The sequence below is a fragment of the Companilactobacillus baiquanensis genome (assembly GCF_003946605.1).
In the GTDB taxonomy this organism is placed as follows: domain Bacteria; phylum Bacillota; class Bacilli; order Lactobacillales; family Lactobacillaceae; genus Companilactobacillus; species Companilactobacillus baiquanensis.
This window is the reverse complement of the sequence record NZ_RHOQ01000001.1, coordinates 548,949-567,085: the sequence shown is the minus strand read 5'-3', so window position 1 is coordinate 567,085 and position 18,137 is coordinate 548,949. Positions and strand designations below refer to the sequence as shown.

18 protein-coding genes are annotated in these 18,137 nt (G+C 35.6%); 17 read left to right on the top strand and 1 reads right to left on the bottom strand.

Annotated features, from left to right (window positions below; genetic code table 11):
- Window positions 1-76 precede the first annotated feature (76 nt).
- Complete coding sequence (locus EKM77_RS02790) at window positions 77-2,995, top strand: BspA family leucine-rich repeat surface protein (RefSeq protein ID WP_125592409.1); 2,919 nt, start codon at window positions 77-79, stop codon at window positions 2,993-2,995.
- Between the two features lie 115 nt (window positions 2,996-3,110).
- A complete protein-coding gene (locus EKM77_RS02785) occupies window positions 3,111-4,091 on the top strand; it encodes a serine hydrolase domain-containing protein (protein ID WP_125592407.1) in 981 nt (326 codons plus the stop codon).
- Window positions 4,092-4,122: 31 nt separating this feature from the next.
- Here EKM77_RS02785 and EKM77_RS02780 read toward each other — a convergent pair whose 3' ends face one another.
- The gene (locus EKM77_RS02780; protein ID WP_125592406.1) at window positions 4,123-5,460 is read right to left on the bottom strand and encodes a Mur ligase family protein; all 1,338 of its coding nucleotides are present in this window, start codon (window positions 5,458-5,460) and stop codon (window positions 4,123-4,125) included.
- 149 nt (window positions 5,461-5,609) lie between these two features.
- Between EKM77_RS02780 and EKM77_RS02775 the strand changes: the two genes are divergently transcribed.
- The 15 genes from EKM77_RS02775 (at window position 5,610) to murA (ending at window position 18,088) form a co-directional block, all read left to right on the top strand.
- On the top strand, window positions 5,610-6,182 hold the full coding sequence (locus EKM77_RS02775; protein WP_125592404.1) for a thymidine kinase: 573 nt from the start codon (window positions 5,610-5,612) through the stop codon (window positions 6,180-6,182).
- 20 nt (window positions 6,183-6,202) lie between these two features.
- The gene (prfA, locus tag EKM77_RS02770) at window positions 6,203-7,300 is read left to right on the top strand and encodes a peptide chain release factor 1 (protein ID WP_125592402.1); all 1,098 of its coding nucleotides are present in this window, start codon (window positions 6,203-6,205) and stop codon (window positions 7,298-7,300) included.
- The gene (gene prmC / locus EKM77_RS02765; RefSeq protein ID WP_125592400.1) at window positions 7,245-8,129 is read left to right on the top strand and encodes a peptide chain release factor N(5)-glutamine methyltransferase; all 885 of its coding nucleotides are present in this window, start codon (window positions 7,245-7,247) and stop codon (window positions 8,127-8,129) included. Before prfA ends, prmC begins: the two co-directional genes overlap by 56 nt.
- Before the next feature lie 2 nt (window positions 8,130-8,131).
- Entirely contained in the window at window positions 8,132-9,151 is a 1,020-nt protein-coding gene (locus EKM77_RS02760) for an L-threonylcarbamoyladenylate synthase (RefSeq protein ID WP_125592398.1), read from the top strand.
- 1 nt (window position 9,152) lies between these two features.
- Window positions 9,153-9,782 (top strand): uracil phosphoribosyltransferase, encoded by a 630-nt coding sequence (gene upp, locus EKM77_RS02755; protein ID WP_125592396.1) that lies wholly within the window; start codon window positions 9,153-9,155, stop codon window positions 9,780-9,782.
- An 88-nt stretch (window positions 9,783-9,870) separates the two neighbouring features.
- A complete protein-coding gene (gene atpB / locus EKM77_RS02750; RefSeq protein WP_125592394.1) occupies window positions 9,871-10,581 on the top strand; it encodes a F0F1 ATP synthase subunit A in 711 nt (236 codons plus the stop codon).
- Window positions 10,582-10,607: 26 nt separating this feature from the next.
- Window positions 10,608-10,820, top strand: coding sequence for a F0F1 ATP synthase subunit C (gene atpE, locus EKM77_RS02745; protein WP_057765691.1), 213 nt, complete (start codon window positions 10,608-10,610; stop codon window positions 10,818-10,820).
- A gap of 74 nt (window positions 10,821-10,894) precedes the next feature.
- Entirely contained in the window at window positions 10,895-11,416 is a 522-nt protein-coding gene (gene atpF, locus EKM77_RS02740; RefSeq protein ID WP_125592392.1) for a F0F1 ATP synthase subunit B, read from the top strand.
- A complete protein-coding gene (atpH, locus tag EKM77_RS02735; RefSeq protein ID WP_125592390.1) occupies window positions 11,403-11,951 on the top strand; it encodes an ATP synthase F1 subunit delta in 549 nt (182 codons plus the stop codon). The genes atpF and atpH overlap by 14 nt, the downstream gene beginning before the upstream one ends.
- A gap of 15 nt (window positions 11,952-11,966) precedes the next feature.
- A complete protein-coding gene (gene atpA / locus EKM77_RS02730) occupies window positions 11,967-13,493 on the top strand; it encodes a F0F1 ATP synthase subunit alpha (protein WP_125592388.1) in 1,527 nt (508 codons plus the stop codon).
- 17 nt (window positions 13,494-13,510) lie between these two features.
- Window positions 13,511-14,428, top strand: coding sequence for a F0F1 ATP synthase subunit gamma (locus tag EKM77_RS02725; RefSeq protein ID WP_125592386.1), 918 nt, complete (start codon window positions 13,511-13,513; stop codon window positions 14,426-14,428).
- A gap of 20 nt (window positions 14,429-14,448) precedes the next feature.
- Window positions 14,449-15,900, top strand: a complete 1,452-nt coding sequence (gene atpD / locus EKM77_RS02720) for a F0F1 ATP synthase subunit beta (RefSeq protein WP_125592384.1) — start codon at window positions 14,449-14,451, stop codon at window positions 15,898-15,900.
- Window positions 15,901-15,917: 17 nt separating this feature from the next.
- Complete coding sequence (locus EKM77_RS02715; RefSeq protein ID WP_125592382.1) at window positions 15,918-16,361, top strand: F0F1 ATP synthase subunit epsilon; 444 nt, start codon at window positions 15,918-15,920, stop codon at window positions 16,359-16,361.
- A gap of 136 nt (window positions 16,362-16,497) precedes the next feature.
- A complete protein-coding gene (locus EKM77_RS02710; protein ID WP_125592380.1) occupies window positions 16,498-16,731 on the top strand; it encodes a DUF1146 family protein in 234 nt (77 codons plus the stop codon).
- A gap of 34 nt (window positions 16,732-16,765) precedes the next feature.
- Window positions 16,766-18,088, top strand: a complete 1,323-nt coding sequence (gene murA, locus EKM77_RS02705) for a UDP-N-acetylglucosamine 1-carboxyvinyltransferase (RefSeq protein ID WP_125592378.1) — start codon at window positions 16,766-16,768, stop codon at window positions 18,086-18,088.
- Window positions 18,089-18,137 lie beyond the last annotated feature (49 nt).

Genomic DNA, 18,137 nt, shown 5'->3' with positions numbered 1-18,137 from the left:
GAATTATGAAATTTTTTATAACATTCTCAGATTTATACTATTCATGTAATGATATTAAGGATCGAGGGTGTCAATTATGAGATTTAATCAGTTAAAAAGTGATCCAAATAGTGTTGTAAAAAAGAGATTAAAGAAATCTGGAACACAGTGGATTGTTGTAAGCAGTCTTTTTTTTGCAGGTGCAATTCTTTTTGGTGGAACAACCACTGTTCATGCTGATACTGATCAAACAGTTCAATCAACCCCAACGGCCGATAATCAATCCCAAATAACAAATTCAAATAGTAATACTTCAGATGATTCAAGTACCATTGAAGATGGAACGGACAGTTCATCAACAGATACAGAATCAACTAACAAAGATATTAATGCTGGTACTAGCGATACTCAAAATAATACAAATAGTACTGCTACTGATTCGGATAATGGTGAAGAGAAAGATTCACAAGAACCAGTAAATGATCAAAATTCAAGTAATTTGAATGATAATTCATCTACAACAGCAAATGAAAGTAATGATAGTAATGCGGTCAATACGGTTAATAGTGGTTCTGATAATCAAAGTGTAATTCAAAAAACACCAGAAAATTCAGCTCCGGTCGCTACTAGTGCAGATGTTTCTGAACCTAATATTGCTCAAGGAACTTTTGGTACTTCATACTGGTATATAAATTCAGATGGTGTTTTGCATATTGGTGCCGGACAACTTGGTGATACAACTGACTTAAATGATAATGGTTCTAATCCAGTTGGTCCGTGGACATCATATAGTGGTCAAGTTAAATCTATTTCTTTTGATGGTAAGGTTTCAGGTTCCGCTGATTCAAAAGCATTGTTTTCAGGGTTATCAAATGTTACTAATATTGATAATGCAAGTGACTTTGATACCTCAAGTATTACTGATATGAGTTTTATGTTAAGTAATTTAGCCAGTTTGCAGAGCATTGATGTATCAAACTGGGATACCTCCAACGTAACCGATATGAGCTATTTATTTCAAGGTGATTTGGCACTAAATGATCTTGATGTATCAAAATGGAATACCTCTAAAGTTACTGATATGAGTTATTTATTTAATCAAACATCTTCTTTAACAAGCCTAGATGTATCAAATTGGGATACTTCAAACGTTACTACTATGCAAGAAATGTTTAGTAATGATTTGTTTTCTGGCTGGGGTAAGTTAAATGACATCGAAGTAGCTAAATGGAATACATCAAAAGTAAAAAATATGGCGTCAATGTTTGCCGGTCAAAATAATATTACATACTTGGGACTTTTAAATTGGGATGTTTCAAACGTAACCGATATGACTTATATGTTTATGAATGACTACAATCTAAGATCGATTGCTTTAGGAAGATGGAATGTTTCAAATGTAAAAAGATTTAATGGAATGTTCTTAAAAGACTCTTCATTAGGCTATACAGACCTTTCAAACTGGGATACAAGCAGTGCCAATACTTTTGCTTCAATGTTTAGCGGTACTACATCATTGGGAGATTTAGATTTAAGTAATTGGAAAACTTCTAACGTAACGGATATGTCTTCGATGTTTGAAGACTCTGGATCTCAAAATATAAAGCTTTCAAATTGGAATATCTCAAAAGTAACAACTATGAATTCAATGTTTGAAGGCAGTAAAGTCACTAACTTAGACGTTTCTAATTGGGACTTGAGTAATGTAATTGATAACAGTTTATCTTGGGCAGGAATAATTGGCGGCCTTAATAATATGTTCAGCGGTGTTAAGAATCTCCATACTTTAGATTTATCTACTTGGACAATGAGTTCAACCAATGCCGTTGCCCAATTAATGTTTGAAAATAGTGATATCCAAGAATTTATATTGGGTCCAAATGATCACTTTATTGCTCCAAGTAGCTCAGAAGTTGCTTTACCAGAACTGCCTAAAGAAGGTACTTTAACTGGCTATTGGGTCAATGTAGGTAGTGGAACCGTTGAAAATCCAGATGCAAGCTCTAGATTATCTTCAGATGAGCTTATGAATTTGTATTCTGCCAGCAATGGACCTAGTGATACTTGGGTACGTGAAGGTGCAGTTACCGACCAATCAGTAACTGCTAATGTAACGATCAACTCTAATTTAGGGCCGCAAATTGTTCTAAATGTCACCGGTAAAGTTGGTCAAAGCATTACTGTGGACGTTCCCCAAATTGATGAGTATAAAGCGGATAAGACCACTGTGACGGCAGTTGTTAACAGCGATAGTACTATTACAACTGATGAATTCGTTGAATATGTTCCAAAAAAGGCCAGTGATGATTCTGGATCTACTGATAGTACAAATACTGGTAATCAGACGAATGACAATAATAATAATTCGAATTCTATTGATTATCCTTCTGATAATTCAGAAACAAATGATTCAAAAATTGTTGATCAAAATCAAACGATCAGTACTTACTCAGATAAACCTAAAGTTCAATTGTATGATAGTAACGGCAATACAATAGACGGAAGATTTATAGACGCTGATACTGATTGGCAAAGTGATCAAGTCTTGATGAGCAATAATTTAATGTATTATCGAGTATCAACTGATGAATGGGTAAGAGCAGACGATGTTTATGTTTATGCTTCTGATAAAGGTACTGTCAAAGCCTATCTTGATAGCAATAAGACTTTATTCGATGAACATGGTAATGTTGTTGAACCAGAATTGACAGCAGGTTCAGATTGGTTATTTGATCGTTATACAGAAATTAACAATGTTAAATACTATCGAGTATCAACTAATGAATTTGTAAAAGACCAAAGTGTTCTACCTTATGTAGCGGTTGATGGAGTTGTCAATGCCGATAACAATGTAACTGTTTATAATGAAAATGGTATAGAGTCAGGACGTAATTTATCTGCCAATACATCTTGGAAGATCGATAAAGTAGCTGTTATCAATGGTATTAAAATGTACCGAGTATCTACAAATGAGTGGGTCAAAGCCGATGCAGTTACTTTAAGTAAGAATCTATAGATATATTTAAATCTCCAAATCACAAGTGATGAGGAGATTTTTTGTTTACTTAAAATTATCCTGTCGGTTATTTTTACGATACAATAAATTTACTAAACGTTGTGGAGATAATGGCATGAAAAAATTTCAAGAAACTGAAGCACAAATCTTAAATTTGGTTAATCAACAAATTGTTCCGGGAGTAAGCTATGGATTTATCAGTAACCATGGCAAGCAGATAAAGACTAGTTATGATGAAGCTAATTATGCGGGAAATAAATCTTGGGTTCCGGAGATCACACCGCTTAAAGGCAATGAATTATATGATCTAGCTTCTTTAACTAAAGTAATGGGTACAGTACCGATTATTTTGAAGTTGATTGAAGAGAAAAAAATAAATTTGCATGATCCTATTAAAAAATATTTACCACAATTTAAAGATGAGCGTGTGGAAATATTTCATCTATTGACGCACACTTCAGGTATTGCAGGATATATTCCTAATCGTGATAGTTTGAATGGTGAACAGCTTATTTCTGCACTTTTAAAACTACCTGTGACTGATAATTTCAATAAGAAAGTCGTTTATACGGATACAGGCATGATCTTTTTAGGATTGATAATTGAAACTATCTATCATGAACCGATTCAGGATGTTATTAAAAAGTTTGTTCATGAAACATTTAATTTAGAAGATGCAACATTTGACCCGGAAGTAAGTCGTTGTACGCCGACGTACGAAGTAAATGGGAAAATGTTGGTTGGAATTCCCAATGATCCTAAAGCACGTCAATTAGGAAAACATTGTGGTTCTGCTGGTATGTTTGATAATTTAATTGATGTCATGCAATTTTCTAAAATTATGTTGAATACTAATTATAAGTTTCTCTATAAAAATTATACTGACTTGAATCCAGGTAGGTCATTTGGTTGGGATATTAAACCGGGAAATATTTTATTCCACACTGGCTATACGGGACATTTTATTGCCTTAGATTATCAGCATCAAAATGCAATGGTTGTTTTAACCAATCGTGTTCATCCAGTTGAGCATAATCAAATTTTTTTGGAGCGTCGTGAGACAATTTTAAATAGTTTCTTAAATGAGAGCAAATAAAAAATCAAATCGGAATTTCCGATTTGATTTTTTATTTAATGTAACCTTTATCATTTAGAACTTTTCTTAATGACAACATAGCCGTATATGTAGCTAAAACGTAAATTTTATCTGTAGGGATATTGGGGATTTCTTTGACAAAATCTTCTATCTCGATTGTTTCTTTGTTCTTATTCATATCTAATCCGGCGATCTTAAAACGATAGGTAACATCCTTAACACGTTTCCCACCAGTAATAACTAATGGTAGTTTTTGATAATCAAAGTCTTCAAAATTACCGTCCCAGATCCAACTAGTATCGATTCCATCGGCATAGTTTGCATTTAATAAGAAGGCCAATGAATAATCAGCGTGATCACTAAGAATAGTTTCTATAACCTGATTTAATCCAACAGGATTTTTAACTAGGATAATATTTACTTCTTTGTTATCGACTTTAATTGTTTCTTGTCTTCCAAAAACCTTTTCATCATAAGCAAAAGCCTTTTTGATCTGATCTGTGTTGATACCCATTTCTTTTGCAATAGCATAGGCTGCTAAAGCATTATAAACGTTGTATTTACCACCGATATTCATCTCGAAGTGATTGCCATCAATTGAAAATTTACTGATATTAGGTAGCAGTTCATCAACTGAAGTTACTTGATATTTCAATTCATTACGTTTAAATCCGCAATTAGGGCAGAAATAACTACCAAGGTTTGCATAGGTTATCATGTGATAATGCATAATATGATTACATTTAGGACATAAGACGCCATCTGTATTTGTAGGTGCTTTGAAGTCTTCGTTTTCGTGACCATCAGCATTAAATCCATAATAAATAACTTTGTTCGGTAGTTCTTTTGAAGAAAAAATTGATGCGTCTCCATTAGCAATGATCGTGGCTTCAGGCGCAAGTTTGATACCATTTAGAATTTTTTGATAAGTAGTGTATATTTCACCGTAACGATCCATTTGATCACGAAAGATATTAGTTAAAATAAAATACTTAGGTTTTATATATCTACATATTATCTCTACGTTAGCTTCATCAACTTCTAAAACAGCAAGTGGCTTTTTAGATTTTTTATGATGTGTAACAAAACTGGTTACGATACCTTGAATCATATTTGATCCAGTTGGGTTGGTCAAAACGTCATCGTACTTTTGTGTTAACATCTTATTGATCAAAGATGTAGTTAATGTTTTACCATTTGTTCCGGTAACGATGATCAAATCATAATTTTTACCAAGACTTTTTAAAATATCTGGGTCGATCTTATAAGCAATTTTTCCTGGGTAGGATGAACCACCGTTAAAAAATTTACTTAAAATAAAATAGGAACTCTTTCCTGCTAGTGTTGCAATACTTGATTTAAATGTCATTATAAAACCCCAATTAACTTAATTAAAATAATATTATCATAATTAAATGCTATTTTATCGCAAATTGATTCAATTTAGGTAATGTTTAATATGTTCAATAGTCGTTTTTTTAGTTATAATCTTCAAGGAATCTATTTGGAGGCGGAAAAGTGGCGCAATTATTTTTTAAGTATGGTGCAATGAATAGTGGTAAGTCTATTGAAATTTTGAAAGTGGCTCACAACTATAAAGAACAAGGTAAATCAGTTATTTTAATGACTAGTGCCTTTGATACACGCTCAGGTGTTGGTACAATTAAGAGTAGGATCGGTTTATCTGCTGATGCAATTGCGCTCACACCAGAGTCAAATTTTTATGAAATAGTCAAAAGTGAAAATCCCGATGCAGCATGTATTTTGATCGATGAGTGCGAATTTATGACTAAAGATCAAGTATTACAAGCTACTAAAGTGGTTGACGAGATGAATATCCCCGTGATGGCATTTGGTTTAAAAAATGATTTTAGGAATGAATTATTTGAAGGTTCAAAATACCTACTATTATATGCCGACAAATTGGAAGAAATGAAAACTATTTGTTGGTTTTGTAAGAAAAAGGCAACGATGAATATGAGAATGGCTAATGGAAAACCTGTATATGAAGGTGAACAAATTGCCATTGGTGGGAATGAAATGTATTATCCCGTTTGTCGCCGCCATTATAATAATCCTCCGATAAAATAGCTTAAGAAAGGATCGTTAAGTTGGATAAAATATTAGAGCAACTAGAAACTCTAGTTGAAAGATACAGTGAACTACAAGAATTAATGAGTGATCCTGAAGTTATTAATGACACAAAGCGTTATATGAAGTATTCAAAAGAAGAAGCTGATATGCGTGATGTTGTTAGTGCTTTTAATCACTACAAAGAATTAAAACAAAGTATTAGTGATAGCGATGAGATCTTACGTGAAACTGATGACTCTGAGATGCAAGCTATGGCAAAAGAAGAGCTAAACTCATCAAAAGAAGAACTTGAAAAAGTTGAACATGAGATAACTCTTTTGATGCTTCCTAAAGATCCTAATGATGACAAGAATATTATTATGGAAATTCGTGGAGCTGCTGGTGGTGATGAAGCTAGTTTATTTGCCGCTGATCTTTTGACTATGTACAGTAAATATGCTGAAAAGCAAGGCTGGAACTTTGAAATTATCGATGAAACAGATACTGAAGTTGGTGGTTACAAAGATGTAGCTGTCATGATTACTGGTAACAGAGTTTATTCAAAACTTAAATACGAAAACGGTGCCCATCGTGTTCAAAGAATTCCTTCAACTGAGTCACAAGGACGTGTTCATACATCAACTGCGACTGTTGCAGTTATGCCAGAGTATGATGAAGTAGAATTGGAACTTGACCCTAAAGATATCCGTACCGATGTTTATCGTTCATCTGGTGCTGGTGGTCAGCATATCAATAAAACTTCATCAGCCGTTCGTATGACCCATTTACCAACAGGTATCGTAGTTGCTATGCAAGATCAACGTTCACAACAACAAAACCGTGAAAAAGCAATGCAGATCTTGAAATCACGTGTTTATGATTATTACGAATCAGAAAATCAAAGTGAATATGATGAAAAACGTAAATCAGCCGTTGGTACAGGTGACAGATCAGAACGAATCAGAACTTATAATTATCCACAAAATCGTGTAACAGATCATCGTATTGGTTTGTCGTTAAATAAATTGGATCGTATTATGAATGGTGAATTAGAAGAAATAATTGACGCCTTGATTGTTTATGATCAAACTCAAAAACTGGAGCAAATTCAAAGTGGAGAGACTAAACTATTCTAACGCCCTGAAAAGGGCTTTTTTAATGCTAGAACAACAAAATAAATATCCTGAAGATGCTCAATACTTAATGGAAGAATTATCTGGTTTTAATTACACTCAATTGCAATTGCATAGATCTGATATTGTTCCTGGAGATATAATGAGAAAATTTCGTGACGGAGTGATCCGTTTAGGCATGGATGAACCAGTGCAATATATTTTGGGATACGCATACTTTATGAATAAAACATTTACGGTCAATAGTGATACGTTGATACCTCGCCAAGAGACCGAAGAAATGGTACAAAAAATAATTGATGATCACACTGATCACAAACAAAATATTTTGGATATCGGTACAGGTTCAGGTATTATTGCGATTAATCTAGCACTGAAATTTCCAGAAGATGATATTTTAGCCACTGATATTTCAAACGAAGCATTAAAAGTCGCTGAATTAAACGCCGATAATTATCAAACTAATAATGTTTTTTTTAAGCAAAGCGATGTGTTTGAAAAAATTGAAAATGATAAATTTGATGTGATCGTATCAAACCCACCATATATTTCTCTTGATGAAAAAAAAGTTATGGATCAAAGTGTTATTAAATATGAGCCGGATTTAGCTTTATATGGGGAAAATAAAGGGTTAGAATTCTATCAGAGTATAACTAAAGATGCCGCTGATTATTTAAATTCGAATGGTTCACTTTATATGGAATTTGGTTATCATCAAAAATCTGAAATAAAAAAAATTTTTGCTAATAATATGCCCGAATATCAGGTAAAATTCTATAAGGATATTAATGGTAACGATCGGTATCTTAAAGCTAAAAAGGAGAGGGTGTAGATTTGGAAACAGAAATACTGAAAGATTCACAGGTCCAAAGGGCGGTCGATTTTCTTAGTGAAGGACAATTAGTAGCATTTCCAACGGAGACCGTTTATGGACTTGGTGCAGATGCTACTAGACCAGATGTTGTTAAAAATGTCTATGCTGCTAAGGGGCGTCCTAGTGATAATCCTTTGATCGTCCATGTTTCTAGTCCAGAGATGGTCTGGCAATATGCTGACAATGATTATAAGCCGTTAGCTGAAAAATTAATGAAAAATTTTTGGCCAGGTCCTTTGACAATTATTATGCCTATTCAGAAAGGAACATTGTCAAAAGAAGTCACAGGTGGTCTTTCAACAGCTGCTTTTAGAATGCCAAAGAATAAAGTTACTTTGGACTTGATTGAAAAATTTGGTAAACCTATCGTTGGTCCTTCTGCTAATACTAGTGGAAAGCCTAGTCCAACTTTAGCTAAACATGTCTATCATGACCTTAAAGGAAAGATAGCTGCGATTTTGGATGATGGTCCAACGATCCTTGGAGTTGAGTCAACGGTTATTGACCTATCGACTGATGTACCAACGATTTTAAGACCTGGTATGATCACTGTTGATGACCTTTTGAAGGTTATTGACGATGTAAGAAGTGATCATCATAAGGTGAAGAATGAGGAAATTCCTAAAGCTCCGGGTATGAAATATAAACATTATGCCCCTAGTGCGCAAGTTATAATTGTCGATGATACAGATGATTTTCCTGAAGCAATTTCGCAATATCAAAATAAAGGTGATCTAATCGGGATTTTAGCTACTGATGAAATTCTTGAAGAAGCACCTGCTAGTTTCAGAAAATTCTCACTGGGAAACGACGTATTTTCTGCTTCAAAACATCTCTTTGCAGGATTGAGAGGTCTAGATGCTGAAAAAGTTGATTATATTTTGGCGCAAGGATTTCCTGATGCAGATCATGGGGATGCTTATCGAAACCGTTTAAATAAATCTGCTGGACAAAAACATTACGAAAATAAGGAGAAATAAAATGTCTAAATTTCAAGTATTGAACCACCCATTAATTCAACACAAACTTACAATCATCAGAAGCAAACACACAGGAACAAAAGTTTTTAGAGAAGTAGCCAATGAAATTGGTGAATTAATGGTTTATGAAATTACTAGAGATTTGCCATTGAAGGATGTTGAAGTTGAAACTCCAATGGGTAAATCAACTCAAAAGGTTCTTGCCGGAAAGAAATTGGCCGTTATTCCTATTCTCCGTGCGGGACTAGGAATGGTTGATGGCGTTTTAGAACTAATTCCAGCTGCTAAAGTTGGTCATATTGGTATGTATCGTGACGAAAAGACACTCCAACCCCATGAATATTTTGTAAAACTTCCTAGTGATATCGATCAACGTGACTTGTTTATTGTTGATCCAATGCTCGCTACTGGTGGTTCGGCTAATATGGCGATCGATGCTTTGAAGAAACGTGGAGCAAAACATATGAGACTTGTTGTATTAGTTGCCGCACCAGAAGGTGTAAAAGCGGTACAAGAAGCACATCCTGATGTTGATATTTATGCAGCTTCACTTGATGAAAAGATTACTGATAGTGGTTACATTTTCCCTGGATTAGGTGATGCTGGAGACAGATTATTTGGTACTAAATAAAAAAAACACTGTTTGAATATTTTTTTTATAGTGTTATTATTTTGAGGTATCAATATGTTTTCAATAAGTAAAGAAAGGGGGGTTATTATTGGATGATAAGTACAAGTTTATTGATTTCCTAGGTTTAAGATTCAATGTTGCAAATGACCTATCAGCACTTGTTGCTGCTATTCTTGTTTTTATTTTAGTTTTCTCACTATCTCGTAAGATAACGATGAAGCCAGGAAAAGCGCAAAATGTTTTAGAGTGGATGATTGATTTTACAGATAGTATTGTTAAGTCGGCATTTCCAGATGGTTCTGGTAGTCGCTTTAGTCTTTACGCATTTGTATTATTCTTGTTTATCTTTGTATCTAACCAATTAGGATTAATATTCCAAATCAAGGTTGATGGTTTCACGTATATTAAGTCGCCAACAACTAATCCGATAGTTACTATGTCATTGGCATTAGTCTCATTGATGTTGGCACATTACTATTCTGTAAAGAAATTCGGATTCGGCACATACTTGTCCAATTATGCGAGACCGGTGAGCTTTTTGCTACCAATTAACCTTCTGGAGGAGTTCACGAACTTCTTAACGTTGTCATTGCGTCTTTACGGTAATATATTTGCCGGTGAAGTACTTCTTGCACTTATTGGAACTGTTGCTAAGAGTTTTGGCTTAGTATCATTTGTTATTGCTATTCCGGTAGAAATGATCTGGCAAGGCTTTTCAGTCTTTATTGGAGCCATCCAAGCGTACGTATTTACTACATTATCAATGGTTTATATTTCACGTAAAATGGAAAAAGAATAACTTTTATATTGGAGGATTTTTAAATTATGAAAGAAATCGCGGCAGCTATTGCAGCTGGTTTAGCAGCTTTTGGTGCATCAATTGGTAACGGACTTGTTATTTCTAAAACCCTTGAGGGTATGGCTCGTCAACCAGAAGTAGCTGGTCAATTAAGAGGAACTATGTTTATCGGTGTTGGTCTTATCGAAGCTGTTCCTATCATTGCCATTGCTATTTCATTCGTTATTCTTTTCGTATAATACATACATTAGTTGGCGATAAAAAATATAATCGCCTTTTTTATGTTTTATAGGAAAGGAAGGAGTTGAGAATATTGGCAAGTTTATTAGTACTCGGAGCAGGCAAATTAGCTTTAGGTGATATGCTTTTTATTCTTATTTCTTTTATCCTGTTATCGCTAGCTGTTAAACACTATGCATGGGGTCCAGTCACAAAGATGATGGATGCCCGATCAGAAAAAATCTCTGGCGACTTAGATTATGCTGATCAAGAACGTGCACGTGCAGACAAGCTGGGTAAGGAACGTGAAGAAGCATTAAAGAATTCACGTGCTGAAGCAATTGAGATCGTCAACAAAGCTAAAGACAATGGTGATTCACAAAAGAAAGCCATCGTAGCAGACGCTCATAGTGAAGCTGAAACTGTAAGAACAAGAGCTAAACAAGACGCTGAAAAAGCAAAACAAGATGCTATGCAAGATGCCCAAAATGACATCGCAAACTTGTCTTTAGAAATAGCCTCAAGAGTTATTTCTAAAGAGCTTAATGCAGACGATCAAAAGTCTCTAATCGACTCTTATATTAAGGAGTTGACCGTAAATAATGAAACTAAGTAAATTTCAAGTGGGGCAGCGCTACAGTAGAGCACTCTACGAAGTTGCAGTCGAACGAGAATCTGTTGAAGAAAACTTAAAAGATCTACAAGGTCTAAAAAAAGTTTATCTTGCTAATCCTGGTTTGAATATATTATTTGCTGGACGTTCAGTTTCCCGAACTGAAAGAGCTAAAGTTGTAGAAACTTTAAAATCTGGCTTGGGCGAACTAATGCAAGATTTTTTAAGTATGCTTTTTGATCGTGATCGCATGGATTGTTTGGTTGAAATTGCCGATGCTTATATCGAAAGATATGACGTTGACAATGGAATTGTTGAAGTTACCGTAACAACAACAGTTCCACTTGACTCAAAACAAGAAGAGAATCTTAGATCTGTTGTTAAACAACGTTTTTCTGTAAAACAAGCAAACTTAACAAAAGTGGTCGATCCTTCAATCATCGGTGGGGTTATTATCCGTGTTGGTGATCAAGTAATTGATGGAAGCGTTGTTAAGCGATTTAATGACATCAAAAACATGCTATTAGTTAATAAATAAGTAGAGGTGAAAAGAATGAGCATCAAAACTGAAGAGATTAGTTCACTGATCAAAGAACAGTTGAAGAACTATAAAAATGAACTCTCAGTTGATGAAGTAGGTACAGTTACATACGTCGGTGATGGTATCGCTCGTGCTAATGGCCTTGAAAACGCTATGGCAAGTGAATTACTTGAATTCCAAGACGGTACTTTTGGTGTGGCTCAAAACCTTGAAAGTGATGATGTTGGTATTATCATTTTAGGTAATTACGACAAAATTCGTGAAGGCGATACAGTTAAAAGAACTGGTCGTATCATGGAGGTTCCAGTAGGTGATCAACTTATTGGACGTGTTGTTAATGCTTTGGGACAACCAGTTGATGGACTTGGAGAAATCAAGACTGATAAGACAAGACCTATCGAATCACCTGCACCAGGTGTTATGCAACGTAAATCAGTTTTTGAACCTTTGCAAACAGGTTTGAAAGCCGTTGACTCATTAGTTCCAATCGGACGTGGTCAACGTGAATTGATTATCGGTGACCGTAAAACTGGTAAGACTTCAATCGCTATTGATACGATCATTAACCAAAAAGATCAAGATATGATTTGTGTTTATGTAGCAATTGGTCAAAAGGAATCAACTATTAGAAGTCAAGTTGAAACATTAAGAAAGAACGGAGCAATGGATTATACCATTGTTGTTGAAGCTGGTCCTAGTCAACCCGCTCCAATGCTTTATTTTGCACCATATGCTGGTGCTGCTATGGGTGAGTATTTCATGTATAACGGTAAGCACGTTCTTATCGTATATGATGATTTAAGCAAACAAGCAACTGCCTATCGTGAGATATCGCTATTGCTTCGTAGACCACCTGGGCGTGAAGCATATCCTGGTGATGTTTTCTACTTGCATTCACGTTTACTAGAACGTGCTGCTAAGTTGAGTGATGATCTTGGTGGTGGTTCAATGACCGCCTTACCAATCATCGAAACACAAGCCGGTGATATTTCCGCATATATTCCAACAAACGTTATTTCCATCACTGATGGACAGATCTTCTTGAGTAGTGATTTATTCTATTCAGGTACTCGTCCAGCTATCGATGCTGGTGCATCTGTTTCTCGTGTTGGTGGTGACGCTCAGATCAAGGCAATGAAGAAAGTTGCTGGTACCTTACGTTTGGATCTATCTTCATATCGTGAATTGGAATCATTTGCTCAATTTGGTTCTGATCTTGATGAAGCTACTAAAGAAAAACTAGATCGTGGTCGTCGTACTGTTGAGGTTTTAAAACAACCTATACATGCTCCTATGGCCGTTGAGAAACAAGTTTTGATTTTATTTGCTTTAACTAGAGGATTCCTTGATAAGGTAAAAGTTGACAATATTCTAGAATATGAAGCTTCACTTTCTGAATTTTTCGATGCAAATCATGCCGATCTCTTAAAAGAAATTAAGGAAACAGGTAAATTACCTGATGAAGACAAGATGAGTGAAGGTGTTAAAGAATTCACTGAAAACTACTTGGCTTCAAAATCTGACAAGCAGGATAAATAATACAGGAGGTTTAAATTATGGCTGAGTCACTTATGGACATTAAAAGAAGAATTTCTTCTACTAAGAAAACCGGTCAAATAACAAGAGCCATGCAAATGGTTTCTGGTGCTAAACTCTCTCGTATTGAAAAGAAATCTATTGCTTATCAATTATATGCAAACAAAGTTGATGAAATTATAAGGCACTTAACAGTTGGCGATGTCTTTAGTGAGATTGCTGCTGGTGGAAACTCAAAGGATCCAATGAGTCTTAATAATCTTCTTAGAGTGCGTGAAGTCAAAAAGACAGCTTATGTTGTTATAACTAGTGACCGTGGACTTGTCGGTGGATACAATAGTAATATTTTAAAAGCTATGATGGATCTTTTTAAAGAGAAATATCATAACGATAAAAGTAAATTTACAATTGTTTCATTGGGCAATACCGGAACTGAGTTCTTTAAGACACGTGGTTACGATATAGCTTACGAATATCGTGGTTTACCAGATGTTCCTGAAGTTGAAGATATAAAGCCTATTGTGAAAACCATTTTACAATTATATCAAGCAGGTAGCTTTGATGAAATTTATGTTTGTCATAACCACCATGTCAACTCACTTGTATCAAGATTTACTAATGATAAATTATTACCATTATCTAAACCTAAAGATACAACACCTGAGGAAGAGCACATTGCTAGTGAATATCTAACAGAACCAAGTGCTGAAGTAGTATTGGCTTCACTTGTACCTCAATATATTGAATGCTTAACTTTCGGAGCAATCATGGATGCAAAAACAGCTGAACATGCTGCTTCTGTTACAGCCATGAAGAGTGCTACTGATAATGCTGATGAATTGATCTCTGATCTTTCATTGCACTATAATCGTGCTCGTCAAGCTCAAATTACTACAGAGATTACTGAAATTGTCGGCGGTGCTGCTGCACTAGAATAGTTTAGAAGGGAGCCAAATTAATGAGTAGCAAAGGAAAAGTTATTCAGGTAATTGGTCCGGTTGTTGATGTGGAGTTTCCTTTAGACGGAGATCTTCCTGAACTTAATGATGCTTTGAAAATTACAAAGCATGACGGATCAACAATTACCCTTGAAGTTGCCCTAGAATTAGGTGATGGTGCTTTACGTGCCATTTCTATGAGTTCTACTGACGGACTTCAAAGAGGTGTTGACGTTATTAATACTGGTAGTCCAATTTCTGTTCCTGTTGGAAAAGAAACATTGGGTCGTGTGTTTAACGTTTTAGGTGAATCAATCGATGGAGGCGAGAAATTTCCCGCGGACTTCAGAAGAGACAGTATTCACAGACAAGCACCTGCTTATGATGAATTAAATACATCAACAGAAATTCTTGAAACAGGTATCAAAGTTATCGATCTTCTCGAACCTTACGTTCGTGGTGGTAAAATTGGTCTGTTCGGTGGTGCCGGTGTTGGTAAAACCGTTTTAATTCAAGAGTTGATCCACAATATTGCTGAAGAGCATGGTGGTATTTCAGTATTTACTGGTGTTGGTGAAAGAACACGTGAAGGTAATGACCTTTACTATGAAATGAAGGAATCAGGTGTTCTTGAAAAAACTGCCATGGTTTATGGACAGATGAACGAATCACCCGGTGCTCGTATGCGTGTTGCCTTAACAGGTTTGACAATTGCTGAGTACTTCCGTGATGTTGAGGGTCAAGATGTGCTATTGTTTATCGATAACATTTTTAGATTTACTCAAGCCGGTTCTGAAGTTTCAGCCCTATTAGGACGTATGCCATCAGCCGTTGGTTATCAACCAACATTGGCTACAGAAATGGGTCAATTGCAAGAAAGAATCACTTCTACACAGAAGGGTTCAATTACTTCAATTCAAGCCGTTTATGTTCCAGCTGATGATTATACTGACCCTGCTCCAGCCACAACTTTCGCTCACTTGGATGCTACAACTAACCTTGAACGTAAGTTAACAGAACAAGGTATTTATCCAGCCGTTGATCCACTAGCATCATCATCTTCAGCTCTTGATCCATCAATCGTTGGTAAAGAACATTATGATGTTGCTACAAGGGTTCAACAAGCTCTTCAAAGATATCGTGAATTGCAAGATATTATCTCAATTCTTGGTATGGATGAATTGTCTGATGATGAAAAGACTACGGTTGCACGTGCAAGACGTATTCAATTCTTCTTAGGACAAAACTTTAGTGTTGCCGAACAATTTACTGGTGTACCAGGATCTTATGTTCCTGTTGAAGAAACTGTTAAAGATTTCAAAGCCATCTTAGATGGTGAGTACGATGATGTTCCAGAAGATGCCTTTAATGGTGTTGGTGGAATTAAAGATGTACTTGCAAAAGCCAAGAAGATGGGCTGGGAACCAGAAGATGAACAACAAAATGGTGCTGCTGAGGCAGTCGCTAATTAATAAGGGAGGGGAATAATATGGCTGATCAAAGTGAATCAATGACGGTCAATATTGTCACTCCTGATGGTGTTGTTTATGACCATCATGCAAATCTTATCGTTGCAAGTACGATCAGTGGGAATATCGGTATTATGTCTAATCACGAACCAATCATCGCTCCGTTAAAGATCGATGAAGTACGTGTTAAACGTCCAGATAGTCCTGATCATGAAGATTCAATTGCAGTTAACGGTGGATTTTTGGAGTTCAGCAATAATCTCGTTTCTATTGTTGCCAATAGTGCCGAGAGAGCTATAAATATCGATCTAAGACGTGCCAAATATGCAAAAGAAAAAGCTGAGAAGAAAATTCAAACAGCTAAAGAAAAACATAATGTGGACGATCTTGATCGTGCAGAAGTATCATTGCGTAAAGCTATCAACAGAATTAATGTTAGTTCACACGAAGATACCAAATTATAAAAATAAAAGGGCAAAGATAAAACTTTCGGGTTTAGTCTTTGCCCTTTTTTTGGTACTATGAAAAGAGTTAAGTATTTTTAATAAAGTAAAACATATCATTATGACAGTGTTATGCTATACAAAGTGAGGTTACAGAATGCAAAATCTAGGAATTAATGCAATTTTTACATTAGTCAGTCACGTAGTTTTTATTTGGCTAAGTTTTAATTGTCTACAAGTTATTGACTGGAAAAAAATTTACAATAAAACAGTTAATCCTAGAATGTTACAGTTATTAATTGCATTCTTAGCAGTTGCTTTAGGATACACTGTCAGTTCTTTCTTCTTGAACATAATCAGTGTTTCACAAAACTTGACCTTACTTTTCTAATTCTAATGATTCCAGCATTTTGGAGGAAAATATTGTGCAACAAATTATCGTAAATGGACCATCTAAGTTAAAGGGAACTGTTAAAATTGAAGGGGCTAAAAACGCCGCGCTACCAATTTTAGCGGCTACACTCTTAGCCTCTTCAGGGGAAGTGAGCCTAACAAATATCCCTCCGTTGTCAGACGTCATAACGATGACAAAAATGTTACGAGCACTTGGTGCTGATGTAACTTTTGATGAAGATAATGAAATATTAACAGTTAATGCAACAAAAGGAATTTTAACAACTGCACCAGAAGAACTAGTCGATAAAATGCGTGCTTCAATTGTGGTCTTAGGCCCATTGTTAGCGCGTAATAAAGAAGCTCATGTAGCTATGCCTGGTGGCTGTGCTATTGGCTCACGTCCCATTGATTTGCATATTAAGGGATTAGAAGCAATGGGTGCAGAGTTTCAACAAAACGGTGGCTTCATAGACGCGAAAACTTCTGGTTTGAAGGGAACTAACATTTATCTAGATTTCCCTAGCGTTGGTGCTACTCAAAATATTATGATGGCTGCAACTTTGGCTGATGGAGAGACAGTTATCGATAATGCCGCTCGTGAGCCGGAAATTGTAGATCTTGCTAATGTTTTAAGCAAAATGGGTGGAGATATTAGTGGCGCTGGTACTAATACCATCCGTATCCGAGGCGTTAAAGCTTTACATGGTTGTGAACATTCAATCATGCAAGATAGGATCGAAGCTGGTACATTCATGGTTGCCGCCGCTGTTACAGGTGGTGACATTATGATCAAGGATGCTATTTCAATCCATAATCGCCCACTAATTTCTAAATTAAAAGAAATGGGCGTAAATATTTTAGAATCTGATGAAGGCATTAGAGTCATTGGAACTGATAATCTTCAGCCGGTTGATGTTAAGACTTTACCACATCCTGGATTCCCAACAGATATGCAAGCACAAATGACTTTGGTCCAATTGTTAAGTTTGGGAACTACCGTTATGACGGAGACTGTTTTTGAGAATCGTTTCATGCATTTCCCTGAATTTGGTAAAATGAAGGCTGATTATAAGATAGAAGGTAATTCTGTAATTATGTTTGGACCTGCGCAATTAACAGGTGCTAAAGTATCTGCAACTGATTTGAGAGCTGCCGCTGCTTTAGTATTAGCAGGTATTGTTGCTGAAGGAGAAACAAGAGTTTCTAATTTGCAATATTTAGATCGTGGTTATTATCATTTCACTGAAAAGTTAAGAAGTTTAGGCGCCAATATAAGACGTGTTTCAATTGATAAAGACGGAAGAGAAACTTTAGTATTACATACCGTTTCAAGCATCAATAAATTGGCTTAGAAAGTGGTTGATCCACTTTCTTTTTTTATTTATGGCAATTTAATGATTG